Here is a 13168-nt window from a genome sequence, read left to right as displayed (position 1 = left end):
ACAACAAGAGCCTCCGGCGCGTTCCTCCGCTCCACTTCCCTGTCTCGTCGATCAGGACGTCCGCACGGAGGTTTGTGATCATTTTGTCGTATTGACCATGAATGTCACCGATGAATGTCGGCATGGGCAGATCTCCTTGCACTTCGTTTCCTTTAGAATAGCAAAAAAATCCAGCGTTGGGAGCTGGATTTTTTTGCATGTTCCGTTAGATCTCAATTTTCGAAATCGGCTGCGAGGGGTCTCCCACAAACGCTGCCAAAATCGCTGCGTATTGCTTCATCAAACGCTCCGCCGTCGAGACTAGATAGAGATCGGTGCTGAACTCGAGATAGCCCTGCAGGCGTCCGTCCGCTTCGATCATCGTCATCGACAGGTCGAATTTGGCCACGTCCATCTCCGGCGCGATCACCGTCGTCACCACGCCCGGCAAGTCGGGCTGCTCCAGCGGCATGTTCTGCAGAATGAACAGCGAATTGTAAAGCGCGGTTGTAGTCTGCAGACGCTTGGAGATCAGGTACTGCGGCACCATCTGGTGTTCGTACGCCCCCAGCGTGGAGCGGCGGATGCGCTGCAGGAGGCTCTGCACGGTCGGGTCGCCGGACAGATCGCCGCGCATCGGGATGTTGCCGATGAAGTAGCCGATCAGCTTTTCCGTCTCCTGGCGGTAGCGGTTCGCCACCGGCGAGCCGACGACGATGTCTTCCTGACCGCTCAGGCGGGACAGCAAGAGTTGGTATGCGCTCATCAAGGTCATGAACAGCGTGACGCCTTCCTTCGCGCTCAGTTCGTTGACCGCACGGGTCAGCTCCGGCGTCAGGTCGAAGCGCAGCGTTTTGCCGCGCTTGCTCATCTTTTCCGGGCGCGGGAGGTCGGTCGGGTACTGCTGTGATGCCATACCGCCAAGCTGCTGCTCCCAATACGCGAGTTTCGTGTCCAGCGCTTCGCCTTGCAGCCAGTTGCGCTGCCACGCCGCATAGTCGGCAAACTGGATGTTCAGCTCCGGCAAAGGCGAGTCTGCGCCAGAAGCAAACGCGGTGTACAGCGCCGCCAACTCGCGGGAGAAGATGCCCATCGACCAGCCGTCCGTGACGATGTGGTGGATGTTGACCGACCAGATGTAGTCGCCTTCCCCGACCTGCACGAGCAGTGTCGTGAACAGCGGGCCTGTGGTCAGATCGAAGCGGGTCTCCGCCACCTGAGTGAGCAGGCGCGCCGCTTCCGCCTCTTTTTGTTCATGGGGCAGACTGCGCAGGTCTTGCACCGGGATCGTCAGGTAGCTGTACGGCACGACGAATTGATACACGCCGTTCTCATCTTCGCCAAACGCGGTGCGCAGCGACTCATGGCGTCTGATGATCTCGTTGAAGCTCCGCTCCAGCGCCGCGACGTTGAGATCGCCGGTAAAGCGCAGCGCCGAGGGCACGTTGTACGCCGGTGTCCCCGGGTCCATCCGGTCGAGCTCCCAGACGCGCTGTTGGTTAAACGTCGGCACGAGCTTGCCGCTGCGGTCGATCGGCACGATCGGCGGAAGCACTGCTTCCCCGCCATTCACTTGCAACTGCAGAATCGTTTCGGCCAAAGCGGCCACCGACGGCGCTTCGAACAGCGCGCGCAGGGGCAGTTGCAGGCTCCATCGCTCGTTGACGCGGGAGATCGCCTGCGTGGCGAGCAGCGAGTGCCCGCCGAGCTCGAAGAAGCTGTCGTGGATGCTGATCTGCTCCACTTTCAATAAGTCCTGCCAGATTTCGGCCAGCTGCTCCTCCGTCTCATTGCGCGGCGCAGTGTATGTCCCTTCGCCGCCAAAAGCGGAAGCGTCGGGCGCAGGCAAGGCCCGGCGGTCGACTTTGCCGTTTTGCGTGAGCGGCAGTGCGGGCAGCAGCACGATGGCCGACGGCACCATATAGCCTGGCACGCGCTGTTTGAGTTCGGCGCGCAGAGTGCTCGCGGTAAGCGCTGCCTCCGGAGCCGGCACGACATAAGCAACCAGTTTGCCGTCGAGGAGCAGGACGAGATTCTCCTGCACGCCCGCCAACCGTCCGAGGATGCTCTCGATCTCGTTCAGCTCGATGCGGAACCCGCGAATTTTCACCTGATGGTCGAGGCGGCCGAGGAACTCGATGTTCCCGTCCGGCAGTCGGCGCACGTTGTCACCTGTGCGGTACAGGCGGTCGGCCGGGTTCGCGCTGAACGGATGCGGCAGGAAGCGCTCCGCCGTCAGCTCCGGCTGGTTGAGATAGCCGTGGGCCACCCCGTCCCCGCCGATATACAGCTCGCCCGGCACGCCGACCGGCAACAGCTGGCGATGGGCATCAAGCACGTAAACTTGCGCGTTGGCGACCGCATGGCCGATCGGCACGACCGGCAATGGCTGTCCGGCCAGATGCACTTGGAAGGCCGTCGCGTAGATCGACCCTTCGGCCGGGCCGTACAGGTTGGTCAGACGGGCGTTCGGCAGCTGCGTGACCACTTTGTTGGCGTGGGCGGCCGACATCGCTTCCCCGCCGATGATGAACTGCTTCACGCCTTGCAGGTCGGCGATGCACTCGTCGACCACCTGATGGAACAAGGCGGTGGTCAGGAAGAGCAGGGTGATCCCCTCTTCCCGAATCGTCGTGCCGAGTTCGTGAAGCGACGGCAGATACGGCGGGAAGAGCACCAGACGCATGCCGTTTAACAGGCTGCCCCAGATCTCCATTCCGGCGGCGTCAAATGAGATCGAGGAGAATTGCAAGGCCGTCTCCCCCCGTTGATAGCCGACCGTCGGGTTGTTCTTGAACAGGCGCGCCAGACCGCGATGCGGCACCAGAACACCTTTTGGCTGCCCGGTGGAACCTGAGGTGTAAATGACGTGCAGCACATCGTCTGCGGTCAAGGCGCAAGGCAGCGGCGCTGCGCTTTGCTTGGCATACTGTTCAGCGTCCGCATCGAGCAGGATCACTTTGGCGTCATGCGCCGGAAGCTGGCCGGTGAGATGGGCTTGGGTCAGCAGCAGGCGCACGCCTGAGTCTTGCATCAAGTAGGCGAGGCGCTCCTGCGGATAGTTCGGGTCGAGTGCGACGAGCGCCCCGCCCGCTTTTAACACGGCGAGCATGCCGATGATCATCTCAAACGAGCGTTCTGCGGCGAGGCCGACCCGGTCATGCGGCGCGACACCGTTCTGTTGCAGGTAACGGGCAAGGGAGTTCGCCTGCTCGTCGAGCTCGCGATAAGTCATGTGCTCGCCTTGGAAAGTCAGCGCGACCGCATCGGGCGTTTCGGCTGCCTGCTGCTCGAAGAGCTGATGGATGCACAGCTCTTGCGGATAATCGGTGCGCGTGTTGTTCCAGCCGTTCAGCAGCAGGTCGCGCTCCGGCCAGGTGAGCAAGGGCAGTTCGGTGACCTTTTGTTCGGGATGTTCGATGACAGCCTGGAGCAGCGTTTCGAAATGTCCGATCAGGCGGCGCATCGTCTCGCGGTCGTAGAGAGCGGTCGCGTATTCCAGCGTGCCGGTCAAGGTTCCTTCGCTCTCCCCCATCGACAAGGTCAAGTCAAATTTGGCAAACGTCTCTTCGACAAGCAGCGGCGCAAGTTCCAAACCGGGCAGCTCGGCGCGGTGCAGCGGCGCGTTTTGCAGTGCAAACATCGCCTGCACCAGCGGCGGACGGCTCAAGTCGCGCTCCGGCTGCAGCTCTTCGACGAGGCGTTCAAACGGCACATCCTGATGGTCGTACGCCGCCATCGCCGCCTCGCGGACGCGGCCTAACAGTTCGGCAAAACTCGGCGCTCCCGACAAGTCGGTGCGCAGGACAAGCGTGTTGACGAAAAATCCGATCAGGTGCTCTGTCGCCAGCTGGTTGCGTCCGGCGATCGGCGAGCCGACGGCGATGTCCTCCTGCCCGCTCCAGCGCATCAGCAAGGTCTGGAAGGCGCTGAGCAGCGTCATGTACAAGGTCACATCGTGGCGCTTGCTCAGCGCGTGCAGGCCCGCTGTCACGTCAGGTGACAGCGTAAACGTCTCCGATCCTCCGGCGTGCGACTGCACGTGCGGGCGCGGACGGTCGGTCGGCAGCTGGAGCACAGGCAGGTTCGCCAGCGCTTCTTTCCAGTATGACAGCTGCCCTTCCAGCACGCCGCTTTCCAGCCAGTTGCGCTGCCAGACGCTGAAGTCCGCATATTGCACCGGCAGTTCGGGCAGTTCGGCGTTGCGTTCTTCGACAAATGCGGTGTACAGCTCGGCCAGCTCGGCGATGAACAGGCCCATGGACCAGCCGTCAGTGACGATGTGGTGCATATTCAGTACGAGCAAATGCTCAGCTTCCTGCGTCTGCAGCAGTCGGAAGCGCACGAGCGGCCCTTGGGTCAGGTCGAACGGCGTTTCCATCTCCGTGCGGATCTGTTGCAGGACTTCCGATTCGGCAAGATGCGAGACGTCTTCGTACATCGCTTCAACCGCCAGCGTGTCGGCGATCACCTGCACCGCACCGCCGCCGCTTTCCGTGCGGAAGGAAGTGCGCAGCGCTTCGTGGCGCTCAACGATCGTTTGCAAACTGTGCTGCAAGGCTGCGCGGTTCAGTTCGCCCGTCAGGCGCACCGTTCCCGGCATGTTGTAGAGCGCTGTGCCCGGCGCTAACTGCTCCAGCACCCAGAGCCGCTGCTGGGCAAAGGACAGCGGGAGCAGCTCATCGCGCGAAACGGGCTGCATCGGCGGCGCTTGCTGACCGCCTGCCTGTGTTGTGGTCAACACCTCGGACAGTTCGGCCACGGTCGGCGACTGGAACAAGGTGCGCAGCGGGATCTCTTGGCCAAACTCCGCTTGGAGACGGGAGATCACTTGGGTCGCCAGCAGCGAATGTCCGCCGATTTCAAAGAAGTTGTCGTCCACGCTCACCGCAGTCATGCCCAGCACTTCGGCGAAGACCCCGGCAACTTTTGCTTCCGAAGCGTTGCGCGGCGGGACCACCTGTGTTGCTTCGTGCGTGTTCTCCGGCTTCGGCAAGGCATGGCGGTCGATCTTGCCGTTACGGTTGACCGGCAAGGCATCGAGGAACACGAACGCAGACGGAATCATGTGGTCAGGCAGAGTTTCTTTGAGGAAACTGCGCAAGTCTGCCACAGAGTGCTTCTGCCCCGCTTTGAACACGACATAAGCGGCGAGGCTCTTGATCCCTTTGTCGCTTTCGTGGACGAGCACGACCGCTTCGAGGATCGACGGATGCAGGCCCAATACCGTTTCGATCTCGCCGAGCTCGATGCGGAAGCCGCGCAGCTTGATCTGGTTGTCGGAGCGGCCGAGATACTCGATCCGGCCGTTCGGGAGCCAGCGCACAACGTCGCCGGTGCGGTAGACGCGCTCACCCTCGGCAAACGGGTTCGGAATGAACTTTTCAGCGGTCAGGTCAGGGCGGTTCAAGTAGCCCCGCGCCAGACCTGTGCCGCCGATGAGCAGTTCGCCTTGCACACCGATCGGCACGGGGTTGAACTGACGGTCGACGATGTACATCTTTTTGTTGCGCAGCGGGCTGCCGATGTCGGTCGAGCGCAGGTCGGTGACGCTTACGTAATTTGCACACGTCGCGCTGACCGTCGCTTCGGTCGGGCCGTATTGGTTTTGCACAATCCGCCCCTTCGACCAGCGGTTGATCAGCTCCGGCGGCACAGCTTCCCCGCCAGTCGACACCACTTTGATCTCCGGATAGTCTGCCTCCGGGATCGCCGTCAGCGCCGAGACCCCGATGAAGAGACGCGTGATCTTCTGCTCCTGCAGGAAGCGGGACATCTCCCGCCCCGGCATCCGCACTTCCTCGTGTGCGATCACCACTGTCCCCCCGTGGCTCAGCGTGATGAAGAGCTCTTGAACGGACGCGTCAAAATTGATCGAGATCGTCTGCAGCACGCGATCGTCTTCGTGGAACAGATGCCCCGGGTCGGTGATTTGGTTGATGACCCCGCTGTGTTCGATCAGCACGCCTTTCGGGCGCCCCGTGGAGCCGGACGTGTAGATGATGTAGGCGAGATTGTCCGGCGCGACTTCCAAGTCCAGATTGCCAGCATCCGCACCGGAGAACGCCGCCTCGTCGAGCAGCAGCACGTTCGTCCCTTGATGCGGCAGGACGGCGAGGTGTTTTTCATGCGTCAAAATCAGTTTCGGCGCCGCATCCGCAATCATGAAGCTCAAGCGGTCTTCCGGATAACCCGGATCGAGCGGCAGATACGCCCCGCCCGCTTTGAAGACGGCGAGCATCGCGATCACCACATCCGGGGTGCGTTCGAGGAACAGTCCCACCACCTGCTCCGGGCCGACTCCAAGCCCCTGCAGCTTGCGGGCGAGGACGTTGGCCCGGGCGTTCAGCTCCGCATAAGTCAAGACCTGATCGCGGTACTGGAGCGCCGGATGCTCGGGACGGCGCACTGCCTGCTGTTCGAAGAGCTGATGGACGCAGACGTTTTGATACTCTCCTTCGGTCGCGTTCCACTCGACAAGGATTTGGTTGGATTCCGCTGCTGTCAGCAGTGGCAGATCGGAGACGGGCAGAGCCGCATTTTCTGCAATCGCCTTGACGAGCGTTCTGAAATGTCCTGCCAGACGCACAATCGTTGCGCGGTCGAACAGGCGCGTGTTGTACTCGATCTCCCCGGTCAGCCCCTGCTCCCCTTCGTGAAGAGCCAGCGTCAGGTCATATTTGGCCGTGTTCGTCTCGACATCGACGCGCTCGACGCTCAAGCCTTCGAGGCGCAGCTCGGTGCCCGGCGCGTTTTGCAGGACAAACATCGTCTGGAACAAGGGCGACACACTGCGGTTGCGCTCCGGGAGCAGCTCTTCGACCAATTTTTCAAACGGGACTTCTTCGTGCTCGTAGGCGCCAAGCGCCGTTTGTTTCACACGCTGCAGCACGTCGGCAAACGTCGGGTTGCCCGAGAAGTCGGTGCGCATGACCAGCGTGTTGACGAAAAAGCCGATCAGCCCTTCCGTCTCGCCGCGTCCGCGCCCGGCAATCGGGGTGCCGACTAGGATGTCATCTTGGCCGCTGTAGCGAGCGAGGAGCGTCTGATACGCGCCGAGCAAGGTCATGAACAGCGTCACGCCATGGCGCTGCGACAACGCTTCCAGCCGCTCGGTCAGCGCAGCATCCAGCGCAAACCGCTCGATTGCGCCGTCATGCGTCTGCACCGGCGGGCGCGGTCGGTCGAGCGGAAGTTGCAGCACGGGCAGTTCGCCGCTCAACTGCTCTTTCCAGTAGTCGAGCTGGCGGGTCAGCGCCGGTGCTTCCAGCCGCTGCTGCTGCCAGGCGGCATAGTCTGCATACTGGATCGAAAGCGGCGGCAGAGCAGTTTCCTCCCCGCGCACAAATGCGCCGTACAGCGCGGCCAGCTCCTCGATCAACAGCCCGACCGACCAGCCGTCAAATGCGATGTGGTGGACGTTGAACAAAAGCTGGTGTTCCTGCTCACTCAAACGCAGCAGCCCGAAACGAATCACCGGACCGGCGGCGAGGTCGAACGGCTGGCGGCCATGCTCCTGCGCCAGACGTTGTGCCTCAGCTTCGCGCACGTCCGCTTCAAGCGTGCTGAGATCTGTGAGCGGCAGTTCGACGTGCGCCGATGCTGCCACATGCTGCACCGCTTGTCCGCCTTGTTCGCCATACGTGGTGCGCAGAACTTCGTGGCGCTCCACGATCTTTTGCAGACTCCGCACGAGCGCCGCCTGATCCAGTTCGCCGCGCAGACGCAGCGCATGCGGGATGTTGTAGAACGCCGACTGCGGATTCATCTGCTCCAGCATCCACAAGCGCTGCTGAGCGGACGACAGCGGAAGTTGACCCGTGCGTTCGATCGGCAAAATCGGGTCGGCCGTCTCCGTGTCGGCCTGCAGCAGCCCGGCCAGCTTTTGCGAGAATTCGGCGACGGTTGGCGCTTCGAACAGGACGCGCAGCGGCACCTGCACGCCAAACGCCTTGTTCACGCGCGACACGACCTGTGTCGCCAAGAGCGAGTGCCCGCCGAGCAGGAAAAAGTGGTTATGAACGCCAACCTGCTCCGCGCCCAGCACTTCCGCCCAAACAGCAGCGACCTGCTCTTCCAGCGCATTGCGCGGCGCGACAAACGTCCCGTCATCGAGCAAGGCAAAATCCGGGTCGGGCAGCGCCCGGCGGTTGATCTTGCCATTGGCGGTCAGCGGCATCGCTTCGAGCAGTACAAATGCGGACGGCACCATGTGCTCCGGCAATTTTTCCCGCACGAAGCTGCGCATCTCGCGCTGCGTGACCGTCTCGTCCGGCTTGGCGACGAGGTAGGCGGCCAGACGCTTGTCGCCCGGCTTCACTTCGCGTGCGACCACGACCGTCTCGATTACGGCCGGGTGCTTGAGGATCACCGTTTCGATCTCGCCGATTTCGATGCGGAAGCCGCGAATCTTCACTTGGTTGTCGATCCGTCCGAGGAATTCCAGTAGACCATCCGCACGATAGCGCACCAGATCGCCCGTCTTGTACAGCCGTGCGCCCGGCTTTCCGGAGATGTGGTCGGGCAGGAACGACTGCGCGGTGCGCTCCGGATTCTTCAGATAGCCAGGGCCAACTCCGATGCCGCCGATGTGCAGTTCGCCCGGCACACCAAGCGGCACGAGCTGCATCGCGGCGTCGAGCACGTACAGCTTCATATTCGGAATCACGCGGCCGATCGGCACGTTGGTCACGTCCTGACCCGGCGGCGTTTTGATAAAGTGGTGTGTCACATCGTCGGAGCACTCGGTCGGCCCGTACGCGTTGATCAGCCAAGCCTGCGGATAGTAAGCCAGCCATTGGCGGCACAGCTCAGGCGGCAGGACTTCCCCGTTCGGGATCATCCAGCGCAGAGCAGACAGTTCGGGTGCCGTCTCGCGCTCCCCAACTTCTTCGATCATCGCACGCAAAAGCGACGGCACCGTCTCGACGATGGTCAGTTGCATCGCTTCCATCTCGTCGAGCTGACGAGATGGGTCAAATGCCACTTCATCAGGCAAAATGTGCGTTTCCGCCCCGGTCATCCACGCCGTCAACAGCTGCCAGACGGAGATGTCGACGCATTGGGAGGAGTTTTGCGCAATTTTGTCCTGCGCGGTGACTTCCAGCTCATCGACTTTCGCCAGCAGGTGGTTGAGCATGCCTTTGTGCTCGACCTGCGCGCCTTTCGGGCGGCCGGTGGAGCCGGAGGTGAAGATGACATACGCCACATCGTCAGGCGTCACGCCGCTTGGCACCGCGTCTGCGCTCGCTGCCGCGATCTCGTCGCGGTCGGCATCCAAGCAGACGAGATGCGAAGTGTGTGTCGGCAGTTTGCCGACAAGGTCGGAGTACGTGAGCATGACTTGCGGCTCGGTGTCTTCCATCATGAAGGCTAAACGCTCCAGCGGATATTTAGGATCGAGCGGAACGTAGATTCCGCCTGCCTTGAAGATCGCCAGCACCGCGACCGCCCAGTCGAGGGTACGCTCGCCGAAATAGCCGACAAAGAGGCCTGGTGTGACCCCTTTCGCCTGCAAATAGTGCGCGAGGCGGTTCGCTTGCTGTTGCAGTTCCTTGTACGACAGGGAAGCCCCTGCGAACACGACAGCCGGGTCATCCGGCGTTTGCACGGCCTGCTCGTCGAATACGTCCATGGCGGTCAGGTGGTGCGGATATGGGGCGACTTTGTTGTTCAGCCCGTAGAGCAGCAGATCTTTCTCCGCTGCGGTCAGCAGTTCCAGCGTCGCTACCGGCTGGTGCAGGTCGTGAGCCAGGCTCTCCAGCAGCGTGGACAAATGCCCGGTCATGCGCTCCGCCGTCTGCGGCAGGAAAAGACCGGTGTTGTACTCAATGCGTCCGCTCAGCCCTTCGTCGGTGTCAGCGACCGACAGCGCCAGATCGGACTGGACAAATCTCTGTTCCAGCGCGACCGCTTCCAGCGTCAGATCGCCAAACGGCAGCTCTGCGCCGCCGTCGCCCAGAGCAAATTTTGCAAACGAGGCGCCAAGCTCGGCCAGATGCGATTTTTGATAGGTGAACATCACCTGTAACAGAGGCGGGTCGCTCGGGTCGCGGTCCGCGCCCAGCTCTTGAGCCAGCAGCGGGTGCGGATATTCCTGATGCATCAGCCCGCCGAGCACTGTGCGGCGCACCGCTTGCAGGAACGCTGCAAACGTCGGATGTGCGGAAAAATCGGCGCGCTGCACGACCGGGTTGACGAAGTAGCCGATCAGCTCCGCGTTTTTCGCGCTGTTACGGCCCGCAGCCGGTGTGCCGACCAGAAGTTCCTCTTGCCCGGTGTAGCGATGCAAGAGCGTTTGGAACGCAGCTAAGAGCACCATTTGCAGCGTGACGTTCTGCTCCTTAGCTAGTGTGCGCAGCGCTTCGGTCAATTGCGGCGACAAGCGGAACGGCACCGCCGCCCCTTCGAACGTCTCGACGGGCGGGCGCGAAAAGTCGGTCGGCAGGTTGAACGCAGATGTTTTGCCCTGCAACTGCTCCAGCCAGTACTTGCGCATGTTCTGTCCGCGCGTGCCGTCAAGCAGCGCAGTCTCCTCCTGCACATGATCAGCAAACGTGCGGCGCGGCGCTGGCAGTTCTTCGCCGCTATAGAGTGCCTGCAAGTCTTTCATCAGCACGCCAAGCGACCAGAAGTCGGACACGATGTGATGCACCGCCAGCAGCAGCGCCGCTTCCTGCTCCGATCGCAGGTAGAGCACAGCCCGCAGCGGGAACTCCGCATCCAGCTCAAATGGGCGGTCTCCTTCTGCCTGCAGAGCGTGTTGCAGTTCTTCTGCCGTCCACGCCTTCGCGTCCACCACAACAAACGGCACTTCGGACGCCCCGTGCAGTGTAAACACCGGCTCCCCATCCTGCACCGTCACCAGCGAGCGCAGCAGTTCATGCCGCCCGGCCAGCTTTTCAAACGCCAACCGCAGGCGATCCACATCGTAAGTCCCGGTCAGTTTCGCCGCCCGCGCGATGTTGTACGCCGCACTCTCCGGCGCGAGGCGCTGCAAATACCACAAGGCCCGTTGGCCGTGGGTAAGCGCGGTCTGTTGAGCAATAGTTGTTGTTTCTACAAGTGCGCTTGGTTTCTGAGAAGACTCTATCTTCTTCAAAACCTCTGCCGACAATCCCGCAACCGTCAACCCTTCCAGCAGCTCCACGAGAGCTAATTCAACACCAAACTCCTCTTCCACCGCGTGCTGCAACTCCACCGCCGCGATCGAGTCCATTCCCAAGGCGGTCAGCGGCTGCTCCACATCAATCTCTTGCGCACCACAGCGCAGCGCTTCTGCCGCCTTGGTCGACAGGTACGCGGTCAGCGCCGCCTGCGCTTCATCCTCGGTCAAGCCAAGCAGCTCCTCACGGCTCAACAAGCCCGGCTCCTGCCCGTCGACCGCTTGCGAAGCGGCCGCATCCTGCTCCGCTGCGCCCAGCACGCTGGCATGCACCGCTTCCAGCGTCCCTTCCAGGAACCGCTCGCGGCACAGATGGCGCTGCACTTTGCCCGACGACGTCTTGGGAATCGACACCGGCTTCAGCAGCACGACCGCATACGCTTGCAGTTCCTGCTCCTCCGCCACCTTCTGTCTGACCGCCTGCACCACCGCTTCCAGATCGGCCTTGCGGTGCGCCCGCTCGATCTCCTGCACGACCACCAGCCGCTCTTCCCCGTCCACATCGACCGAGAAAGCCGCCCCGTTGCTGTTCATCACCGCCGGGTGCGCCGACTGCACGGCAAACTCGACATCCTGCGGGTAATAGTTGCGCCCGCGAATGATCACGAGGTCCTTCTGCCGCCCGGTCACATACAGCTCGCCCGCCGACACAAAGCCCAGATCTCCCGTCCGCAAAAACGGCCCTTCCCCCGATGCCAGATGCACGCCAAACACGTCTTCCGTCAACTGAGGCTGCTGCCAATACCCTTGCGCCACGCTAAGCCCGGCGACCCAAATCTCGCCAACAGCCCCGTCCGCGCACGGCACGCCCGTCTCCGGGTCGACAACCCGCACGTTCTGCCCCAGCACATCCGGCCGCCCGCAGCTCACCAGCTCCAGTTCGCCGCCTTCAACCGCCCGGTTCTCCTTTAGTTCATCCCGTTCGAACGCCTGCACGACCGGAGCTGCTTTGTTCAAGCCCCCGGCCACAAAAAGCGTCCCTTCTGCCAGCCCGTAGCACGGATAAAACGCTTCCTTCCGAAACCCGCACGGCGCAAAATACGCTGCAAACTTCTCAAGCGTCTCCGCCCTTACAGGCTCAGCCCCGGTAAACGCGATCTCCCACTTGCTCAGGTCGAGCGTATCGCGCTGCTCCGGCGTGATTTTCTGCAGGCACAGCTCATACGCAAAATTCGGCCCGCCGCTGACCGTCGCCCCCGTGCGCGAGATCGCTTCCAGCCACCGCAGCGGCTTTTGAATAAAATCGACCGGCGCCATCAAGGTCACCGGATACCCCGTAAACAAAGGCTGCAAAATCCCGCCGATCAGCCCCATGTCATGATACGGAGGCAGCCAGATCACACAGCGGTCTTCCGCCGACGTGCCAAAATTCCGCTCGATCTCCCCGAGGTTATGCAGCAGATTGCCATGGGTCAGCATGACCCCTTTTGGCCGCGACGTCGAGCCTGATGTGTACTGCAAAAAGGCAAGATCGTCTCTTGACATCACTGGTGCCGCATACCGCTCTTCCAGCCCGTTCAGTTCCGCATCCGGGACCAGCCATTCCAGCTGCTGCAGTTCCGGGTTACCGCCAAAGCGCGACTCCACGCTCCGGAAGATCCCCGGCGTCGTCAGCGCAAACCGCGCCTGCGCATCCTGCACCACCGCCTGCAAACGACCCAAATTGCCGTTGGCGCGCGGCGGATATGCGGGCACTGCGATCACGCCTGCATACAGGCAGCCAAAAAACGCCGCGATATATTCCAGCCCCGGCGGATACAACAGCAAGGCGCGTTCCCCGAACGCACCCCTTTCCTGCAAAAACGCAGCCCATTGCCGCGCTTTGCGGTCAAGTTCTCCGTATGTACACCCAATCTCCGTTCCGTCTTCCGTCAAAAATACATACGCCGTCTGCCCGCCCTGCTCGGCAGCTCTCCGCTTGAGGAGTTCCGACACCGTCATGACCCAGCCCCCACTTTTCAGATTCGAGTTATTCATTAAATTCTACACATTTGAAAATTTGACCTGCTCTAAAATAAAAAAACC

General features: G+C 61.9%; 1 protein-coding gene. It reads right to left on the bottom strand.

Going from position 1 to position 13168, the window contains the following annotated elements; genetic code table 11:
* Positions 1-205 precede the first annotated feature (205 nt).
* Positions 206-13084 carry a non-ribosomal peptide synthetase gene (locus CBW65_RS18625; protein WP_198299656.1) on the bottom strand — a complete coding sequence of 4293 codons (12879 nt, stop codon included), beginning with the start codon at positions 13082-13084 and terminating at the stop codon, positions 206-208.
* Between the last annotated feature and the right edge of the window lie 84 nt (positions 13085-13168).

The sequence above is a fragment of the Tumebacillus avium genome (genome assembly GCF_002162355.1).
Classification (GTDB): domain Bacteria; phylum Bacillota; class Bacilli; order Tumebacillales; family Tumebacillaceae; genus Tumebacillus_A; species Tumebacillus_A avium.
Note: the sequence above shows the minus strand (reverse complement) of the source record. Positions and strands in the feature narration are given on the sequence as shown.